Annotated in this window: 21 protein-coding genes; 2 read left to right on the top strand and 19 right to left on the bottom strand. The window is 46.8% G+C overall.

Translation table 11 applies throughout. From position 1 onward, the window contains the following. Positions 1-22 precede the first annotated feature (22 nt). The 13 genes from ACI3EZ_RS02475 to ACI3EZ_RS02535 all read right to left on the bottom strand — a co-directional run bounded on the left by ACI3EZ_RS02475 (position 23) and on the right by ACI3EZ_RS02535 (position 13,712). Positions 23-829 carry a TIGR00282 family metallophosphoesterase gene (locus tag ACI3EZ_RS02475; RefSeq protein WP_405024021.1) on the bottom strand — a complete coding sequence of 269 codons (807 nt, stop codon included), beginning with the start codon at positions 827-829 and terminating at the stop codon, positions 23-25. A gap of 133 nt (positions 830-962) precedes the next feature. After that, positions 963-2,528 (bottom strand): ribonuclease Y, encoded by a 1,566-nt coding sequence (gene rny, locus ACI3EZ_RS02480; protein ID WP_405024050.1) that lies wholly within the window; start codon positions 2,526-2,528, stop codon positions 963-965. Between the two features lie 189 nt (positions 2,529-2,717). Continuing rightward, entirely contained in the window at positions 2,718-3,764 is a 1,047-nt protein-coding gene (gene recA / locus ACI3EZ_RS02485) for a recombinase RecA (protein ID WP_405024022.1), read from the bottom strand. Positions 3,765-3,861: 97 nt separating this feature from the next. Further along, positions 3,862-4,344 (bottom strand): CinA family protein, encoded by a 483-nt coding sequence (locus ACI3EZ_RS02490; protein WP_405025391.1) that lies wholly within the window; start codon positions 4,342-4,344, stop codon positions 3,862-3,864. Between the two features lie 142 nt (positions 4,345-4,486). After that, positions 4,487-5,077 (bottom strand): CDP-diacylglycerol--glycerol-3-phosphate 3-phosphatidyltransferase, encoded by a 591-nt coding sequence (gene pgsA, locus ACI3EZ_RS02495; protein ID WP_405024024.1) that lies wholly within the window; start codon positions 5,075-5,077, stop codon positions 4,487-4,489. Positions 5,078-5,101: 24 nt separating this feature from the next. Continuing rightward, the gene (locus tag ACI3EZ_RS02500; RefSeq protein WP_405025392.1) at positions 5,102-6,109 is read right to left on the bottom strand and encodes a helix-turn-helix domain-containing protein; all 1,008 of its coding nucleotides are present in this window, start codon (positions 6,107-6,109) and stop codon (positions 5,102-5,104) included. Between the two features lie 83 nt (positions 6,110-6,192). Further along, entirely contained in the window at positions 6,193-6,918 is a 726-nt protein-coding gene (gene ymfI / locus ACI3EZ_RS02505) for an elongation factor P 5-aminopentanone reductase (RefSeq protein WP_405024026.1), read from the bottom strand. A gap of 2 nt (positions 6,919-6,920) precedes the next feature. Continuing rightward, on the bottom strand, positions 6,921-8,192 hold the full coding sequence (yfmH, locus tag ACI3EZ_RS02510; RefSeq protein ID WP_405025393.1) for an EF-P 5-aminopentanol modification-associated protein YfmH: 1,272 nt from the start codon (positions 8,190-8,192) through the stop codon (positions 6,921-6,923). Continuing rightward, positions 8,179-9,456: an EF-P 5-aminopentanol modification-associated protein YfmF gene (gene yfmF, locus ACI3EZ_RS02515; protein ID WP_405025394.1), complete on the bottom strand. Its 1,278-nt coding sequence runs from the start codon at positions 9,454-9,456 to the stop codon at positions 8,179-8,181. The genes yfmH and yfmF overlap by 14 nt, the downstream gene beginning before the upstream one ends. Before the next feature lie 420 nt (positions 9,457-9,876). Then, positions 9,877-12,183, bottom strand: coding sequence for a DNA translocase FtsK (locus ACI3EZ_RS02520; RefSeq protein WP_405025395.1), 2,307 nt, complete (start codon positions 12,181-12,183; stop codon positions 9,877-9,879). Positions 12,184-12,194: 11 nt separating this feature from the next. Continuing rightward, positions 12,195-12,707, bottom strand: a complete 513-nt coding sequence (locus tag ACI3EZ_RS02525; protein ID WP_405024030.1) for a tRNA (cytidine(34)-2'-O)-methyltransferase — start codon at positions 12,705-12,707, stop codon at positions 12,195-12,197. Positions 12,708-12,852: 145 nt separating this feature from the next. After that, positions 12,853-13,356, bottom strand: a complete 504-nt coding sequence (locus ACI3EZ_RS02530) for a YbaK/EbsC family protein (protein WP_405024031.1) — start codon at positions 13,354-13,356, stop codon at positions 12,853-12,855. 2 nt (positions 13,357-13,358) lie between these two features. Beyond that, positions 13,359-13,712, bottom strand: a complete 354-nt coding sequence (locus ACI3EZ_RS02535) for a PTS glucitol/sorbitol transporter subunit IIA (protein ID WP_405024032.1) — start codon at positions 13,710-13,712, stop codon at positions 13,359-13,361. A 106-nt stretch (positions 13,713-13,818) separates the two neighbouring features. Here ACI3EZ_RS02535 and ACI3EZ_RS02540 point away from each other — a divergent pair, with 106 nt between their 5' ends. Together ACI3EZ_RS02540 and ACI3EZ_RS02545 are read left to right on the top strand one after the other, a co-directional pair. Continuing rightward, entirely contained in the window at positions 13,819-14,847 is a 1,029-nt protein-coding gene (locus ACI3EZ_RS02540) for a lactonase family protein (protein WP_405025396.1), read from the top strand. A gap of 24 nt (positions 14,848-14,871) precedes the next feature. Next, a complete protein-coding gene (locus tag ACI3EZ_RS02545) occupies positions 14,872-15,504 on the top strand; it encodes a copper homeostasis protein CutC (protein ID WP_405024034.1) in 633 nt (210 codons plus the stop codon). Between the two features lie 73 nt (positions 15,505-15,577). Here the strand turns inward: ACI3EZ_RS02545 and ACI3EZ_RS02550 are convergent, their stop codons facing one another. From ACI3EZ_RS02550 to ACI3EZ_RS02575, 6 genes are all read right to left on the bottom strand, one after another. Next, positions 15,578-16,672 (bottom strand): glycosyltransferase family 4 protein, encoded by a 1,095-nt coding sequence (locus ACI3EZ_RS02550; protein WP_405025397.1) that lies wholly within the window; start codon positions 16,670-16,672, stop codon positions 15,578-15,580. Positions 16,673-16,795: 123 nt separating this feature from the next. Continuing rightward, on the bottom strand, positions 16,796-17,464 hold the full coding sequence (locus ACI3EZ_RS02555) for a TIGR01906 family membrane protein (protein WP_405024036.1): 669 nt from the start codon (positions 17,462-17,464) through the stop codon (positions 16,796-16,798). Then, on the bottom strand, positions 17,436-18,221 hold the full coding sequence (locus ACI3EZ_RS02560; protein ID WP_405024037.1) for a TIGR01457 family HAD-type hydrolase: 786 nt from the start codon (positions 18,219-18,221) through the stop codon (positions 17,436-17,438). The genes ACI3EZ_RS02555 and ACI3EZ_RS02560 overlap by 29 nt, the downstream gene beginning before the upstream one ends. A 9-nt stretch (positions 18,222-18,230) precedes the next feature. Further along, complete coding sequence (locus ACI3EZ_RS02565; protein WP_405025398.1) at positions 18,231-18,803, bottom strand: YutD family protein; 573 nt, start codon at positions 18,801-18,803, stop codon at positions 18,231-18,233. Between the two features lie 18 nt (positions 18,804-18,821). Then, positions 18,822-19,829, bottom strand: a complete 1,008-nt coding sequence (locus ACI3EZ_RS02570) for a class I SAM-dependent methyltransferase (RefSeq protein WP_405024809.1) — start codon at positions 19,827-19,829, stop codon at positions 18,822-18,824. A gap of 57 nt (positions 19,830-19,886) precedes the next feature. After that, entirely contained in the window at positions 19,887-20,150 is a 264-nt protein-coding gene (locus ACI3EZ_RS02575) for a hypothetical protein (protein ID WP_405024810.1), read from the bottom strand.

The raw sequence follows: 20,150 nt of genomic DNA on the forward strand, positions 1-20,150 counted from the left end.
CTCACCTCCACACCAAACTCGCCTATTCAAAGAAGGGCTGATCCGGGCTAATTTGAACCGGAAAAATGCGCCGGGCAACGAACGGATTAGTATCCTTCGTTTCCACCACACAACCGCACAACGTTGCCCGATCGTCTTCATCAACGGTAAACCGAACGGGCATTTGGGTTAAAAACCGATCAATTACTGCGGTCCGTTCCATTCCTAAAATGCCATCGTACGGTCCGGTCATCCCCGCATCGCTCATAAACGCGGTGCCCTTTGGCAATACGCGGGCATCGTTTGTTTGAACGTGTGTATGCGTCCCAACAACCGCGGTCACCTGCCCGTCAAAGTGCCAGGCAAACGCCTCCTTTTCACTCGTTGTTTCCGCATGAAAATCAACAAAAATTGCATCAACGTGGTCATGTTCCCTAAGCTGCTTAATAATCCGGTGCGCTGCTGCAAACGGATCATCACACGGATTCATGAAAATTCGCCCCTGCAAGTTGATTATACCAACCCTATGCTGGTTAACCTTCACGGTACAGTACCCCTTTCCCGGAACCGTTGCCGCAAAATTAGCCGGCCGAATCAGTTTATCAGCATGGTCAATAAAATCCTGAATTTGCGAATTATCCCACGTATGGTTTCCCATCGTAATTACGTCTGCTCCGGCCGCCAAAAGCTTTTTATAAACCTTTTCGTTGATTCCCCGACCCCGAGTAGCGTTTTCCCCGTTAATGATGGTTAACTGGGGGTGATATTTTTTCTTTAATCCAGGCAGATATTCCGTAACCATTTGTTGGCCCGCCGTACCCATCACGTCACCGATAAATAAAAACTGCATGGTTTAGACGCCCTTCTTATTAATTTCGTTATTATTCTATCATAATCATCCTGCGGGAATTATATCGCTAAGGAGTTGTAAAACAAACGTGACGGTCATAATCAGTGTCATGACCGTCACGTTTTCCGGAGTCCTACTTAGCGTAGTCAATTGCCCGGGTTTCCCGAATTACCGTCACCTTAATCTGGCCCGGATATTCGAGCTCATCTTCAATTTTTGCCTTAATGTCGTGAGCAAGTGTTGTCGCCTGCAGATCATTAACCCTCCTTGGTTCAACAATCACCCGCACTTCACGGCCGGCTTGAATTGCGTAACTCTTATGAACACCCTTGAAGCTCTTCGCAATCTCCTCCAACTTCTTCAACCGATGAAGATAACTTTCAAGTGATTCACTCCGAGCGCCTGGCCGTGCAGCAGACATCGCGTCCGCTGCGGCAACCAGAACCGCAATCACTGATTGGGGTTCCACATCACCGTGGTGGGAGGCAATGGTGTTAACCACAACCTTACTTTCGTGGTATTTCTTCGCCAATTCAACCCCAATTTCAACGTGTGAGCCATCAACTTCATAATCAATGGCCTTACCAATATCATGTAACAATCCTGCGCGCTTCGCCATTGTAACATCTTCGCCTAACTCAGCTGCCAGCACTCCTGCTAGCTTTGCAACCTCAATCGAATGATTGAGAACATTTTGCCCATAACTAGTCCGGTAATTCATCCGGCCAACCGTCTTAATTAAGTCAGGGTGCATCGAATGTAAACCGAGATCAAAAATAGCCTGCTCCCCGGTTTCCCGAATCTTGCTATTCATTTCTTTGGTAGCCTTTTCGACCATTTCCTCAATCCGGGCCGGATGAATCCGCCCATCCTGAATTAACTTTTCAAGGGCAATTTTCGCAATTTCACGCCGCACGGGATCAAACCCGCTCAGCACCACTGCTTCGGGAGTATCATCAATGATTAAGTCAATTCCCGTTAATGTTTCTAAGGTACGGATATTCCGTCCTTCACGACCGATAATCCGTCCCTTCATATCATCGTTTGGAAGGTTGACTACCGACACCGTTGATTCAGATACGGTGTCCGCAGCAGACCGCTGAATTGCCTGGGTAATTAGATTTTTGGCGCGGCGATCGGCTTCAGCTTTCGCTTCCGCCTCGGAATCCTTAATCATAATTGCCCGTTCCCGGCTCAACTTATCCTTCATTTTAGCAAGAATCTGACCCCTTGCCTGGTCCTCAGTTAGCGAAGCGATTTCCTCAAGTCGTTCCTGCTGTTGCGCAACGAGTGAGTCAACCTTCTTGTTTTTGTTTTCGAGCGCTTTACGATCGTTGGCCAACCGATTCTCCTTATGCTCAAGCGTTTGTTCCCGCTTTTCAAGGGATTCATCCTTGTGATCAAGGGTGGCCTCCCGTTGAATTAATCGGTCTTCCTGCCGCTGAACCTCAGCCCGTCGATCTTTTAATTCGCGTTCAACCTCTTTCCGGTAACGGTGATTTTCGTCCTTGGCTTCTAAAAGTGCTTCCTTCTTAGCAGCCTGAGCATCCTTATTTGCCTGTTGAATAATTCCATCGGCAGTCTGCGTAGCCTGATCAAGGTGCGCTTCGTAAGTCCGCTTCCGAAAAACCGTTCCTGAAACAAAACCAACCACTAACGTTATAACGGCGACGGCGAGGATAGCAAAAATCATCATTATGCTACACCTCCACATCGTCTAATTAGCAAATCGAGTTTTAGATGTTATTTGATTAATTGCACACAGCACTATTTTAAGCGTCCGGTGCGAGCAGTGTCAATACTCAGATAACCAATCAATCAAATTGCCGAATTAAAGAATAAAATCGTCAATCCAGCGATTTCACGCCCGATCAACGATTAATTCCCTTTACTTTTGATCATCCAACGGAAGCTCATCCGGGTGTGTTTCTTGTTCCTCTTCCGGCGATGCAATTCCATAAGCGGTCCGTACTTTTGCGGTGACCTCCTTCATCACCTCAGGATGTTCTTTCAAGTAAGTTTTCGCATTCTCCCGTCCCTGTCCAATACGCTCATCACCATACGCGAACCATGAGCCACTCTTCTTAATGATATCTTTTTCAACGGCCATATCAAGCAACTCGCCGGTCTTAGAAACTCCTTCGCCGTACATAATATCAACTTCAGCAACTTTAAACGGCGGCGCAACCTTATTCTTTACGACCTTAATCTTAACCCGGTTACCAATAATATCGCTCCCACGCTTAATTTGCTCGGCCCGCCGAACTTCCAACCGAATCGTTGAATAGAACTTAAGCGCCCGACCACCAGGAGTCGTTTCGGGGTTTCCAAACATAACCCCCACTTTTTCCCGGATTTGATTGATAAAGATTGCAATCGTCCGGGTCTTATTAATTGAACCAGAAAGCTTCCGCAGTGCCTGGGACATTAACCGGGCTTGCAATCCAACGTGGGCGTCACCCATTTCGCCTTCAATTTCAGCTCGTGGAACTAACGCAGCAACTGAATCAACAACGATAATATCAATTGCTCCCGAAGTAACCAACATATCCGCAATCTGAAGACCTTCTTCTCCAGTATCAGGCTGAGAAAGAATCAAATCACCTGTGTTAACGCCGAGTGCTTTGGCGTACGAAAGATCCATCGCGTTCTCAGCGTCAATATAGACAGCCTTGCCACCCATTTTCTGCACCTCAGCCACAGCATGGAGGGCAACCGTTGTCTTTCCCGAACTTTCAGGACCGTAAATTTCAATAATCCGTCCCCGCGGATATCCGCCAACACCAAGCGCCTCGTCAAGGGCAATCGATCCACTTGAAACGGTTTCGATTTCCGTATTAACCTGCTCATCCATCTTCATGATGGAGCCCTTTCCAAAACTTTTTTCAATTTTCTTTAATGCGTTATCAAGCGCTGTTTGTCGTTCATCTGCCAAAAATCATTCCTACTTTCCGTCCAAGTTTTTCTGCCGAACTCCGGCTTACCTTCCTTAGAATACCGGACTTATCCTTAAAAATCAAGAAAAACGCGAACTAATGTTTGCCCAGCTCCGTAAAAACCTGCTGTAACGCCGTTAACACGCATTGCTGCCGAACACTATCCCGATCACCATCAAACCGGTATTTCTGTGTAACCTTTCCTTGTTCACTTACTATCCCAATCCACGCCGTTCCAGCGGGATTTCCTTCCAACTCAGCGGGGCCAGCCACACCAGTAAATGAAACTGCAATGTCTGTCCGCATAATCTTACGGGCTTGGCGTGCCATCCACACTGCAACTTCTTCACTAACAACCCCAAACTGGTTAATTACCGGCGCTGGAATCCCCAACAATGCACTCTTTGCTTCGTTGGAATAAGTTACAAACCCGCCCGGAAAAACATCAGAAATTCCAGGAACCGCCGTTAGCGTGGCCTGAAAAAGGCCGCCGGTTAAACTCTCAGCCGCAGTAATTGTCTGTCCACGTTCAATTAAGCTAGCCCCCACCTGACGGGCAACTTGTTGCAATTCTTCCATTACATGAACCCCTTCATTTATTAATTACGCCCTTAACGTGTTAATCTTGCACTAATCATCCTGTTTTCTATTAATTTAAAAATTACAGGCCCGAGCAATCACCGCTATGGTGCTTACCAAGCCCGCAATTTTAATCACATCCTTATTTTTTCCCGAATGAATCTGCAAACACTGCCCGGCTGTGGTAAAAGTAATCACACCCCGAGTAAACCGTAAAGAACAAACAAATATAAAGCAACACTAACCCAATCGGAAAGTTAAGGGCAGCAAAAAAGACATTATTCAACAGGAGAAAAATAATTGCAAACATCTGCGTAAACGTCTTAATCTTTCCTGGCATCGCTGCTGCCATTACTTGTCCGTTGTTTTCGATAACGATTAAGCGCAGCCCCGTTACCGCTAACTCCCGGCAAACGATAATTGCTGCCACCCAAGCCGGAGCCTTTCCCAACTGAACAAGAAAGATAAAAGCCGTCATCACTAACATCTTATCCGCTAAAGGATCAGCAAATTTGCCAAAATTAGTGACAAGGTGCTGCCGCCGGGCAATCTGACCATCAATAAAATCAGTCACACATGCCCCTGCGAATACAAGCGCCGCAATTAAGTGAGACCAAGTAATCACCGTCCCAGCAACAGTTATAGTTCCCCACTGCCACGGAACCGCCAATAAAATCATAAAAATAGGAATCAGCACGATGCGGCCAACCGTTAACTTATTTGGTAAGTTCATTTTCTATTAATTCCTTCCTAGATGTTAATAGTTCCGGTTCGCTGCTTGCAACGTCCCGTCTGTTTTGGTTCTGATTGCTTGTGAGGAAACCGTCCCCATGTTAATAACGATACTTCGCACGGTTAGTTTATGGTTCGCCTTCAAAAAATTAAATTTTCGTCCGTTGAACTTAATTAGCGTTCCCTTGGAATTTCCCAGACTAATCTGAACGTTAGTTGCTGCTGCCGGAATTTGAATTTGCCGGCTAACCCCGTCCGTTAACGTTCCCTGCCAAAGGGTTTCCCCGTTAACGGCAACGGAACACCACGATTCAGCGGCCTTCCCCGTTAACTGGATCACGTTATTTCCATCGTTGTTCTTCATTTTGTAAACAAAGGTCTTCCCGCTCTTCCTAGTTAACTTAAACGATTGTTTCTTGTGATGCGCGGTCATTGAAGACTGCGAAGAAGCCAAACGACTCGTCATTGATGTCACCGAACTACTTACAGCAGCCGAATGAACGTTTTCGGCTACCTGATTACTGTTAGTGGAACTTTGCGGCACCGCTGAATGGTGATGGCGAACGTTGTTATTGATCGCCACTTTCCGACTTGTTTGTGCAATTTGGTGCTGCGTTGCCCGCTGATTCCGAACAGATGCATACACAACCCCGCCAATAATCAAAACAACAACCCCAATAATGGTAATTAGCGGTAATTGCTGCTTTACCCGCTCCAACACATTATCCTTTGCTACCGGAACGGAACCATTTTGCCGACGCCGCAAAAGAGGCTGCTCGGTCGTCCCTGCTGCGCTACTAGAAGCCCCCTCCTTAACTAACTGAGCAACAACCGCGTCTCCATCGAGACCAACGGTATTAGCGTATTGGCGCACAAACGCCCGCACATAAAATTGCCCTGGAAGTGCATCAAAATTGTTCTCTTCAATTGCGATTAAGTACCGCTTTTGAATCTTAGTAATCTGCTGCAAATCATCAAGGGTATACCCCTTCTTCTCCCGCGCAGCTTTCAATGTTTGTCCAATATTATCCATCAGGAATCTCTCCAATAAGCAATGATTTCCACTTCAAGTTCCTCATCAGTATAGCACATTCCATCCGTTTAAAACCGCAGTTTCTACTTAAGCCAACCTCCGGTGACATAAAGCGTTTGCCCCGTCATATACTGTGCTTCCGGCTGAAGTAGCCCCGTTATCCAGTACGCAATCTCCTGGGGAGTTGCAAACCGACCAGCGGGCACCTCGGCAGCTACTGCCGCGCGCGTTTCATCATCAAACATTGCATTCATCCGCGTATCCACTGCCCCAGGAGCAACGACATTAACGGTAATCCCCGTTGCTGCCACCTCTTGACTGTAGGCCTGTGCAAATGCACTCAACGCCCCCTTAATGGTACTGTACATCACTTCCATTGCACTTCCTCTTCCCCCGTAGACTGAACCCACAAACACAATTCGGCCGGCCTGACTGTGAGCTAATTTATCTTCAACCAACTGCACCAGCCGTAGTGGTGTTTGCAGCTGAACCTTTAACATGGAAGCAAACCGTTGCGGATCACTGTCATGAAATAATCCGTATTCGGTGGTTCCCTGAGAAAAAATAACAGCATCTAAGCTAAATAACTGTTCGGCAATTGTCGGCGCAGCGGTTAACGCGCTCAGATCAGCCCCAATGGGGAGAAAATCCTGACGTGAATATTGCGTCTGTAACTCAGTTATCAAGGAAGCTATTCGCTCTTTTCCCGTATGATAATGTAGATACAACGACCAACCCTGCGCCGCTAACCGCCGCGCAACGGCCGTTCCAATATCACCGGATGCCCCACAAACTAACGCCCACTTCATTATTAATCATCTCCCGGTAAAAGTATTACTACGCACGGTTTTTGGCTTACCATGTTTTTCATTTGCGCCCGTACTTCCGCTAGCGTTAACCGCTGCAATTCACCAAACGCTTCAAATAACGTCACATCACCCGGAAACGCTGCCGCAGAATCAGCCACCGCCTCAAGCGAATTAATTGCTTGAAGATACCGTCCCGTATACTCCCGCTTTGCCCGCGCAAATGCGCCGTTTGCATTCAACAATAACGACGATGCCTGAGTAAGCTGGTGGCAAATAACCCGCCGTAATTCCTGTGGCCGGGGTGTTTCCCCCGTAATTGTCATGAAATGATAGCCCCGTTCATACTCATAGGTGGCACTAAAGCTATCATCCAGCAAGCCAGCTTCATAATGTCGCTGATAAAACGTCGTCTCTTCACCAAAGAGCATGTACAGCCCAATTTGCCCGGCAAGGCGGGCCCGTAATCCTGGAATTCCTGAAATAGATGCTGTTGTCCCCCGTAATCCTACCGCAATTCGTGGCCGGGTGACCGCCAACCGCAACGTTGTTGACCGCACCGGAGAAGCCAATAAAACAGGCTGCCGGACAAACGCCGGCGCCGGCCGGACAGGTAACGGAAGTTGCTGAAGAAACGTGGCAATTCGTTGAACGTCAAACCCGCCCGTAACAAACAGCGTCATGTTCGCCGGCTGGTAAAACGTTGCCCAACATGCATACAACATTGCTGGCGTTATTGCTGCAATCGATTCTTGAGTCCCCGCTACGTCAGCAGTTAACGCTGTTTGCGGATACATATTTTGTCCCAGTTGTGCCAGAAGTCGCCATTCAGGATCATCCTGGTACATCTGAATCTCCTGCCCAATAATTCCCTGCTCCTTTGCCACCCCTTTTGCTGAAAAGTACGGATTGGTTACAAAATCAATTAAAATTTGCAAGCACTCCGTTAAGTGAGTAGTTGTACTAAACAGATAACTTGTTTGGGTGTAACTCGTAAAGGCGTTTGCATCCGCCCCGTATTTTCCAAAGAGGTCAAGCGCATCGTGATCCCGTTTTTCAAACATTTTGTGTTCCAAAAAATGAGCAGTCCCCACCGGATACGTTACCCGCTTTCCCGACCGGTACGTTACGACCGTGTCAATTCCACCGTAATTAACCGTTAGTAACGCATAACTCCTTTGGTACCCAGCACGCGACATTAGGTTAACCCGTAATCCATTGGCTAACGTTAACTGATACCGGGTCTCATGTAATTGATCGTACTTAATTTGGCGCATCCCCGGTCGCCCCTTTCAATAATATTGTCGCTTGTAACTGACACTTCCGGGCAGCCTGCATAACGGCTTGCTTCGTGACAGCTTCTATCCGTCGTATTACCTTGGCAACACTAACTGACTGTCCTATCAACTGACGCGTAAGTTCCCTATTAAGCGGAGTACCCTGTAAATCAAGGTTAGCCCGATAATCGTTAATCAACGTTGCCTTAACTTGGTCTAACCGAGCGGAGGAAATCTCCCCCGTTTGCAACCGGTGCAACTGAGTCAGCACCTTATTCCGGACCACCGTAACGTTTTTGGCTTCAATTCCCGTTTCAACAATTACGGTTTGGCGGAACACATCATACGTGCTGTTAGCATAATACGCTAGACTGGCCTGTTCACGCACAGTTGTAAACAAATACGATAACGCCGTTCCACCAAAGAGGCCGTTCATTACCACGGCAGCATAATAGTCCGGCGTCCCGTACGCTATTGGTAACCGGAATGCAAGGTCAAACTTAGCTTGACTGACAGGTAATTTTAACACCCGATCAGTAACGATTGCCCGTTCTGGTTGATGATATGTCACTTCACGCTCAAGGGGGCACCGGGGATCAAACGGTAATCGCTCCGCCACCGCATTAATTACCGGCACTTCATCCACGGCACCCGTAACACCAATAAAGACCTCATCTGCCGTTAACATTTGCTGGTAGGCAACCGCTAATGTCATCGCATTTTGCATACGCACATCAGTAACCGCTCCTAGCGGGCCCACCTGCTGCGCCGGGTCATTAAAGTACTCTTCAGCCAATCGCTGGGCCGCAAGCGTCTGCTTATCGTCTACCATTCCTGTTAAGTAGTCATCCAATATCTGTCGCTGCTGTTCAACCATGCCATCCTCAAAATGACCCTGTTGTAATAACGGATGAAAAATCATTTCCCGCAAAAAATCAAGGCCAGCAGTCAGAAGAGCCGGATGCTCCGGAATAAATTGAGGAGCCGGAATGGTTAAAATAAAGTTAATCACATGCCGGGTCCCCTTCCGCACCACGGTCGTGCCAAAATTTGCCCCATACAACTCCGCCAGCGCCCGCGCAACCGCCCGTTGAGTTGGATACCGCATGCTGCTAACCTCCAAAATGTTTGCTAGGAGGGCCCGCTGAGCAAGCTGTTCCGGACTGATAATCTTCGTTGCAAATGAAACCATCACCCGGATAGTTTTAAACTGACTGGTAGGGAGAACCATCAGGTGAACCCCCGTTGTTAACCTTCGGCGCATACCTGCGCCTCCTTCCGTATTAATTCGCGGGATAATTATACACCGAACACTCTAGAACTAAAACGGCCGCTCCCCTATTTCTCACTGGTTAACTTCAGGGTACCAGCCTCCCAACCAACCATTCGTGAATAATCATTATTCCCCCAATCGTCTCATCCCCGTTAATTTCCTACCTGACTTTTTAAACCGGTCCAATTCCTCCGCTAAGGGTATCAACTAGCCCCCTAAGGCACTTCACCACAAATAGTAATTTACCTGAGGACCATCCGCTGGGCTGATGTAAAAATCATCATAACGAATGCATCAAATATTTAATTCACCCTTCATTTAATCCTTATTTATAATTTCTATCATGCACACCACCGTTATTAAACAACATGTAGTGGAGATTTACTTAATCTCCACTACATGTTACGAACGCTATTCATCTTTTGGCAAAAAAACCTGTCGGGGTTTGCTCCCATCCTGGGGACCAACAATTCCCTTCTTTTCTAACTCATCAACAATTCGGGCCGCCCGATTGTACCCAATCTTAAACCGCCGCTGTAACATCGATACGCTGCACCGCTGTTCGTGGCGAAGAAGATCAACTACCTGATCAAACAAAGCGTCCTCCCCTGATTCAGTCGGCTGAGAATCCGCGATATCCTCATCTGAAATATTTAACGCTTCATCGTACTCTGCTTCCTGTTGCTGCTTGACAAAGTTAACCACATTTTCAACGTCCTGCCTCGAAATAAATGCTCCTTGAACCCGAACAGGTTTATTCGCATCAATTGGCTTGAACAACATATCACCACGGCCTAATAGCTTTTCTGCACCCGTCACATCCAGAATTGTCCGTGAGTCCGTTCCTGACGCCACCGCAAAGGCCATTCGGGACGGAACATTGGCCTTGATTAACCCAGTAATAACATCGACAGACGGCCGCTGCGTCGCTAAAATCATGTGGATCCCGGCAGCTCGCGCTTTTTGTGCAAGTCGAATAATCGCGCCTTCAACCGCATCCGAAGCAACCATCATTAAGTCAGATAACTCATCAACGATTACAACAACGTACGGCAAGGTCGGCTCTTCGGTCCCTTGATCTGCGTTCTGACGCGCAACCATCGCGTTATAGTCAGCGATGTTTCGTTGACCAGTATCTTCGAATAGATCGTACCGCCGCTCCATTTCCTTAACCATTTTATTAAGGGCCATTGCCGCCTTTTTCGGGTTAGTCACCACGGGCGTCAACAGGTGAGGAATCCCGTTATACACCGCTAGTTCAACTTTTTTGGGGTCCACCAGCATTAACTTAACTTGATCCGGAGGGCACTTCATTAGGAGACTCGTAATTATGCCGTTAATTGCGACCGATTTTCCGCTTCCAGTTGAACCAGAAATCAAGAGGTGGGGCATCTTCGCTAAATCAGCTGTCACTAGGTTCCCCGATACATCCCGTCCTAACGGAACTTCCAGGGGTTTCTTTGGATCCTTTCGCTGGGCAGAAATAATATCCTTAAACGCAACCGTCGCTACCTGTTGGTTAGGCACTTCAATTCCAATTAAAGCTTTTCCAGGGATGGGGGCCTCAATTCGAATATCCTTGGCTGCCAGCGCTAATGCGAGATCGTCCGCTAAGTTCACAATCTTACTGACCTTTACCCCAATCGCGGGGTGCAGTTCGTACTTCGTTACCGCCGGGCCAAGAATGGTATTCTTAATCTCCGCATCCACCCCAAAGCTTGTCAGGGTCTGCTGCAAAACCTGTTGATTCTTAGCAATAATTTCCCTGTCCTTGCTCTGATCGGTTGGGGCGACATCTTGCAACAGGCTGATTGGCGGTAACTGGTAGTTAGGATTTGCCTTGGTTGCTGAAATCTCAACTGATTGAGCAGCAGACTTTTGGGGGGCGGGGGATTGGTCACTCCAGTTTGCCACCTGCGTATTAAGTGTACTTTCCTTAACGCTGTTCCCCGTACGGTCAGCCACCGACTGCGGGAACTGTTCGACATCATCTTGCTTCGGAGAAGCCGTTGGGGTCACACAAGCGGGCTTTTGCTCCTTAGCGGTCTGCTGGCTTGCCCGACGTTCCCGCAACGTTGCCATTAACTGGTGGCCCCACATACCGCAATGCTGTAACCCGGCTTGCATAATTCGTCCCATTCCATCAATCATTTCCTGAACGGTTACCCCGCTAAGAACGCACAAACCAATAATTACTGCCAACCCAGCCACCAAATAACTCCCTGGTTGGGCAACTAGGAAAAACGTCCCGGTATATGCCACTGCTCCGATTAGTCCGCCCCCAACCGAACTGGCAACACTTTCTCCGAGCAGATCGTTGACAATTGTGTTCCACGTAATCCGAATAAAGTGGCTATGCGCTCCCAGGGCCGTAGTGGTATGAATGGTTAAAAAGAGCATTACCCCGAAGTAAACGAGAGCTCCACCGCCTCCATACCGCGCTGTTATCTTAGGCCACTTAGCAGTAACTAATAAAAAGGCCCCCAAAATAAGCCCCAAGATATTTCCCAGTTGGTAGGCATCACCCCAAACAAGCCGAACAACGTTATCAATTAATGTTCCAATAAAGCCAAGCTTAAAAAGGCCAAGAGCGGCCACTAATGTCACCACTACCCCGCTAACCCGCAAAGAACGGGCGCTTACTTGTTGAGAAGCCTTTTTAGCCCTCTTTTTCCGGGAAGCTGATTTCTTCTGGGGAGTTGTTTGCTTCCGTGCCATGGTGTCCCTCCCTACTTTAATTTATCGTTTTCGTACCGGTGAACCCGCTCAAGATGCGGAAAAGCCTGCTGCCGGAGCGCCTCATAGATAATAATTGCCGCGGTATTGGATAAGTTCAACGCCCGAATATGTTCATCATTTTGAGGAATCCGAATACATTCGGCAGGATGTTGACGCATAAACGGCTCAGGCAATCCCGTTGTTTCCTTTCCAAACAGGAAATACTGATCACGTTCTGGGCGGTTATAATTAACGCTAGCATAATCATGCAGCGCAAACTTAGAAACAATATGAAGGTCTTCGGCCCCCGTTAACGTTCCCATAAATGCGGGTAAGTTATCGTGGTACACAATCCTAACCTTATCCCAATAGTCTAACCCTGCCCGCTTAAGATACTTATCATCTGTCGAAAACCCTAACGGTTTAATGAGGTGCAAGACCGTATTAGTTCCCGCGCAGGTTCGGGCAATGTTTCCGGTATTAGCAGGCATCAGCGGTTCAAATAACACAATATGGTTAGTCATAATCCATTCCTCTTTCATCCATAAAAAAAGCGTAACCATTCGGTGTGGGCACGGCGAACGGCTACGTTAATGATTAGCAACAACCCAATTAAATAATTGCTAAATGCATTCTTAATCTAACACGTTAACTTCTAGAACACAACCCTTATCCGTGAATAACATGGATATACTGGCCTTCCACCAAATTAACCAATGCCGCCCTGTTCACCCGAACAGACCGGCCAAGCTTTCCAGCCGATACAGAAATTTCTGAAAACTCCCGAATTCGTTCGTCGAAGTAAATTGGAAATCCCTTATTCGCATGAATTCCGATCGGTGTATTGGCTCCATGAACGTATCCCGTAATGTTAACTAGCCGCTTCGCATCAGCTAAATGAAGCTGTTTTTTCCCTAGTTCCCGGGCAACGGTCTTCAAATCAATTTCATCTTCAACCGGTAAACAAACAACCAGGTAGTCGTGCGGATCATTGTTAGCTTGCAACACAATCGTTTTTAGAATACTCTTAGCAGCCACTCCCACAGCAGCTGCATCATCCAGGGCCGCCTGCCCCCGACCAACCCAGTCAAAGTTCTTCTCGGTATACACAATCCCATGTTGGTCTAAATACCGTTCCTCGTTTGTTTTTTTAAGTTTTTTTTGCTTAGCCACTACTATTCCTCCCCGTAAGTGATGGTCATTCCCGGTTCAATTCGGGGTATCCGCTTAGGTGTAAGGTAAATTCCGTTATGCCGCGGCTCTGCTGGTACGTCATCAAAAACCAAAACAGTGTGCCCGATCGTTATTAAGTTCTCATTTGCAACCGGACCAATAAAAGTTATCGTGTACTCCTGATCGCCAATCATAATCTGCTTTCCTGCCTGTAAGGTTACCGGTGTTCGGTCAATAAATTGCTGAAGAACCGCTACCTGCCGGAGCATGGGCGCCGCGTCTTCTTCGAATAAGACCAAAAATGGATCACCCTGTTGAAGCGCATCGGATCCAATTTCTTTAACTACAGCTTTCATCATCCGTCACTCCTATCAATTCAGCTCTCATTTTACCACACTGCACCTTCGCTTCTGTGGGTGAAATGATATACTAAAACAGAGTAATTATACGGAGGGTAATGGAATGAAAGAGCACTTTTTACTTGGAACGTATACCAAAAAAACCAGCCAAGGAATTTACGCCGGAACCCTTGACACCATCACGGGGCAAGTGGATGAACCGCAACTATACCTCGAGGTCGAAAACCCTACCTATTTACAACAAACGCCTGATGGCCAGTTAATTAGCATTGCTTCCCAGTGGGGCCAAGGCGGCGTATTAAGTTACGCGATGAACCGCCACCGGTTAAACAATCGGGTGCTAGACGACGGTCCTAACCCGTGCCACGTGTGCATTGATAATGACCGACAACTGGCCTTTGCCGCCAATTATCATAAAGGAACAATCACGAGCTACCGGCTAAATCCTGATCATACGTTAAGTCGGGGCGTTACCATCCAGCACACAGGAAGTGGTCCCCGGCCAGAACAGAAGAGCGCTCACGTTCACATGTGTGGGCTTACCCCAGACAAACGCCTTTTTGCGATTGACCTCGGAAGCGATACGTTAACAACGTATAACGTCACCAGCCACGGAGAGCTTAGTGTTCAAGCAGTTGTTCATTTCCCGGCCGGTTACGGCCCGCGGCACCTTACATTCGTCCCCCATTCAAACACGGCCTACGTTGTTGGCGAACTAAGTAGTCAGATTTCTCGCCTACAATACGAGCCCCTCACCGGTCTTTTCCGGATTGAACAAACTGTTCCCACAATCCCGACCGACTGGACAAAATATAACGGTTGTGCAGCCGTTCGGGTAAGCACAGACGGTCGGTTTGTATACGTTTCAAACCGGGGTTATAACACGATTGCCGTCTTCGCTACCCAAAATAAAACCCTAAACCTTATCCAACAAATAAGTACGGCAGGCGACTTTCCACGAGACTTTGCGCTTGACCCTACAGAGCATTTTGTTCTTGCGGTTAACCAAAAAAGCGATAGCGGCACCCTTTATGCCCGGGATCAGCAAACCGGAAAATTAACCATTATCCAACAAGGAATTGCTACTCCAGAGGCCATCTGTGTCTCATTTGCGCATCCCGTTAACCATTAATCAACTAGAAATGGAGAGACAATTATGATTATTAAGGAAGCATGCGTTGAAAACTTTACGGCCGTTCCGACCGTCATTCAAAACGGCGCCCGGCGAATTGAACTCTGTGACAACCTCGCCGTTGGTGGAACTACTCCAAGTAAGGGGGTAATGGCAGAAACCCATAAATATGCTGCTGAGTTTCATATCCCAGTAACTGCAATGATTCGGCCACGCGGAGGAAATTTTATTTATACTGACACTGAAGTCAAAATAATGGAGGCAGATATTTTTGAGGCTCAAGCCCTTGGAATTGATGCCGTTGCTTTTGGCGCTCTCACCCCCCAAAAAACACTTGACGTTGAGGTAATGGACCAATTAAGTGCAGCTGCTGGAGGAATGCAACTAGTCATGCACATGGCTTTCGATGAACTAGCATGGCCGCAACAAAAACAAACAATCGATTACCTGGTTAACCGGGGATTCGACCGAATTTTAACTCACGGGGGAGCTGCATCAAATCCAATTACAGCCAATCTTGACCACCTCCGCCAGCTAATCGACTATGCCGCCGAACGAATTGTAATTATGCCAGGCGGTGGTGTTACCCGTGATAACTACGAAAAACTAGTTACCGCCCTTAAAATAAGCCAGGTTCACGGAACGACAATTGTTTAGTGCTATGTAAAACAAGACATCGTAAAAAGCTGAGACATATCACCATGTCCCAGCTTTTTTATTGTCCCTATCATTAATGGCGCCGACCATCCTGCGGCTCTTCCCGCAAGACAATAATCCGAATCAAGTCTAACAATGGTTGCCGGTGACTACCAACAAGTCCGATTGCTTCGACGAACAATTCCACCCCTAGTAAAACGGCTACCGTTAAAATTAGCGCTCCCCAAAAACTAGACAGTGCGTATAGCAACGAAATCAACGAAAAGATTAAAGCAATCCCGTAAATTACCAGCACTGTTTGCCGGTGGGATAAACCCATGGCCATTAAACGGTGATGAAGATGATGTTTATCCGCCTGCATAATGGGCTTTTTGTTGAGCGCCCGACGGAGAATCGCCGACACCGTATCAGTGATAGGCACCCCCAAAATAATCACGGGAATAATCACTGAAATGATTGTGGCGTTCTTCAACCCATAAAGTGAGAAAACAGCAATCATAAACCCGATAAACAGCGATCCGGTATCACCCAAGTAAATCTTAGCTGGATAAAAATTGTACGGCAAGAAGCCCAGCATTGCCGCAACTAACACCAACATCATAATCGAAACAAAGATATTAGCCGTCCCCAGAAAAAAGTAACCAATCAGCGCACTTGTCGTCAATGCAATGCATGCCACCCCGGTAGCCAAGCCGTCTAGCCCGTCAATTAGATTAAGGGCATTAGTGATTGCAATAATCCAAACTAATGTTGCTGGCAAACTCAACCAGTGCAGATGCACTTCTCCGGTAAACGGTAAGGTAACCATTGCCATCCGAATTCCTGCACAATACGTTATTACAGCCGCAATCGTTATTCCAATTAATTTTTGAAACGGACGGAGCTCAAAAAGATCATCGAGCATTCCCGTAATAATAATTACGCACTCTGCAACAAACAACCAGGTTAGCTGGCGCCCGGGATATTGATCCCGCAACAAACAAAAATTAGCAACAGTAAACGCAATAAAAATTGCTAATCCACCCATTGTCGGCATGGGAACCTGGTTAACCCGCCGAGCATTCGGGCGGTCCAACGCACCAATCCGCTGCGCGATTTTCCGAACTAACGGTGTTAAAAGCGTTGCAATTAACGCTGTTATCAAAAGTGTCACAATAATCCTTGGCATATCGTCATTCCTCTTTGCCGTGAATTTTCTTCCGGCGCAGATTAATAGCTGGTTACAAGACCGAACCATTTTCCTTCAATATCATACCATATTGCCAGTTAGTTGCCTGCATTTTTCCGGTTATTATCCTAAACCACTCGCCTCATCATTCCATAATTCTTTCCAGCAGATCCACCATATCATGGCCATCTCAACTCCAATTAATCCAACCACCACCCCAAAACTTGCAGCAAAGAACGATTCTGGAAGAAGTTTGATGACGGGATCCGTTTTTGGATTAAATAGCCAATCATTGTTTTGGAAAAGGATCTGGTGAAAGGTAATAAAAAAGGAATTAAAATCAAGGCACATCCAACCCATCACCATAATTAATCCTAAAGCAGTCCATGCCAATGGGCGTAGTAATAACCACCGCTCCCGACGAGCCCTAAGATGACGCCAGCCAATCCAAGCTACGGGAATTAAACCACAGGTAAAACAGTTATTAATCATCATAAAGACCTTCACCTGATGAAGATGAAACATTGCTTTAGCCGTAATGGGGAGGCTGCGTCCTAAATGAACTCCTGGAATCTGAAGAAACTCCAATAACTGCAGGTAATATATCATTACCCGCCTAGCAGGCCACCCAACCTGCGCTCCTAGGTGATGATTATAGACAAACCATTCGTACAGCGGAAAGCAGTTAATCGTTATGGTTACTGTTCCACAAACCAGCGTGGCAAAGATAACGGTCCACCAGCCCCAACTTGTTAACCGCACCTTAAGCATGGGAGTTAACGGGAACCTCATCCAACGACTGAACTTCCCACGTTGGAGCAACGGGTTGGGCTGCAACTAATTCTGGGGTAGAGAGACCAGTGTAAACAAGAATTTGGTCAACCTGAGCGTTAATTCCTGCTTTAATATCAGTCATGTAGTTATCACCAACAATAGCCAACGCTTCACGCGGACATCCAAGTCGTTTTACCGCTACGTCCATAATTTGTGGTTCTGGTTTTCCAATATACTGCGCCTTTGTTTGCGTTGCGTACTCCATGAAAGTTACCAGGGGACCAGCACTTGGAATCATTCCCCATTCACTCGGCAAATTACTATCAGCATTCGTCCCAATTAACCGTGCTCCCCGCCGAACAGCAAGCGTCGCAACCGTAAACTTATGGTAAGTGACATCCCGGTCTAATCCAACAACAACGTAATCCGGGTGAATTTCATCGTACTTAAACCCTTGCTGAAAAAGTGCCTCTTTTAACCCCCGTTCACCAATTGGGTAAACCGTTGGCGGTTCGCTAGCTTGTTGGTTCGCCAAATAATCAGCCGTTGCCATTGCGGATGTATACACATTATCTGTGGTAACGTGGATTCCAAAATTATGCTCTAAGTGGTCAACCACCATCTGCGGGGTTCGCGTACTATTATTAGTTAAGAGTAAAAACGGAATATGATTATCTTGAAGACGTTCAATAAATCGTTTCCCAGCAGGAATTGGTTCCGCCCCACGATAAATAGTTCCATCTAAATCAATTAAAAAACCGCGATACTGTTTCATCCTTAATCCCTAACCCCGTTTATGTTTTTTTTGTTGAATAGTAAAGTGTCGCCTTCCATTTTCCGGACGAGAACCATTCCGGGGAGATGAAGGCGTTGACTTTTCTCTACGATGAATTGCATAGCCCTTTGACGGCTGGCGCTTATTTACACGACACCGAATGTTACTCCCTTGCCGTCGACGATGCCGAGGCATTTTAGGAACCTGAACATCTAAGTTATGAAGAACGAAATACGCACACCCAAAATTACAATACTCTGTCAGGTAATCCTCCAACAAATCAATACTCTGCGTGGACGATCCGAATTTACTCCCGTGACGATAGAATCCCCGTAGCCGGAGCTGATCGTATCCCCAGTCACCAACAATGTAGTCATATTTCGTTAAAACATGACTAAAACGTTCCTGGAGCTTTTCAACCTGAAAACCATCTCTATAATTTTTAACCAATTCGTAAGGACGACCGTCAATCAACATTCGCGTATCACTTTGCATAATAAGCTCACTGGCCTGTTCCTTAATGCGCTCATTCTTCTTTGCAATTTGAGCGGCTCGCCGTTCTTTTTTTTCGGTGTTTTTCACTTTAGATCTCCCTCTTTACTATTTCGTAAAGGATTGTCGTTCCCACTGCGTAATGCTGTTCAAAAATTTATGAAATTCTTCCTTATCCTTAAAGGAGGGAAAATCACCTAAAAGAATCTGGGGGGCTTGCTTAGCATTTCCTCCCTGCTTTTGAATAATCAAGACCGCCTTCCGGGCAACCTCTGTTTGGAATAAATCAGCGGGTAACCCCAACATTCCCTGAAGATACCCAACTTCCTTGATATACTCCAAAAGACGTTGCGCATGTTCGTCACTAAACAAATTGACGGGAACAATAAAAACACCCCATCCACCCGGAACAAGATTACGGAGCGCCTGCTCGATCATTAAATAATGAACATAGGAATGCCCTGCAGACTCCCTTGTTTCGTACGTAGCCGTCCGTTCATCGATCGGATAATACCCAACGGGAAGGTCACCAATTACTAGGTCAGTTTGTGGAACCATCAACTGGCTAATCGCATCCTGATGAATCAGTTCAACGGGTGCTTGTCCCCACTCCGCCATCACGCCGGCAAGTGCTAATTGTGTATCATCGTTATCAACCCCGTATGCAGTTATCTGGTGATCACTTACAGTTTGAAGACGGTTAACAACGGTCATTAACAAATTACCCGTTCCAACAGCAATATCAAGAATTTGCAAATCTTTATGAGGAATAATTTTTTCAATCACGTACTCCACCAGAATTCCAACCGTGTCTGGCGTCATCTGGTGGTTAGCCTGAACTCGTTCCTCACGGTACGCATTTAAAATTAACAATTGAAGTAACTGCCGGGCTTCATCCCGTGAAAAGGAATCTAAATGAATTTTCTGATACCGTTCAAGCAACTGATGCTGAACCTCTTCGCTTGGCTGACCATCTTCAACGTGCACCTCACCGGCCGCCAGATTGTCAGCTGTTTCAATTAGCGCGTCAAAGTACGAAATATCTAGCGTATCCTGCAACGTTTTTACCACCGCAACAATCTTCGCGTATTCTTTCTTTACGTCTTCAAGCGCCACTTAAGCCCAGCTCCATTTCAAATAAGATAACTACCGCTTATTCTATCACACCCTTCCCTAACGCTTAAACTGAATTACCGGCCCTTCTCGAAGCCGCACAGTAACGACATTATTCTGAACATCAACTGTTCCTCTATTAGTTACTAACTTACCATTTTCTTTTCGCCGAATAGCAAGCGTTGCCAGCGCCCGTGCAATGTAGTAATTGGTCTGTTCTTTCATCCCCATAATTATTCCCCGGTCAATTATCGTTAATCCCAATAAAACCCCCGTCACGGTAATGATCGCAACCATACTAAAATAAAACGTAAATCCCCGCAT

This window comes from Ligilactobacillus sp. LYQ60, from assembly GCF_045033015.1.
In the GTDB taxonomy this organism is placed as follows: domain Bacteria; phylum Bacillota; class Bacilli; order Lactobacillales; family Lactobacillaceae; genus Ligilactobacillus.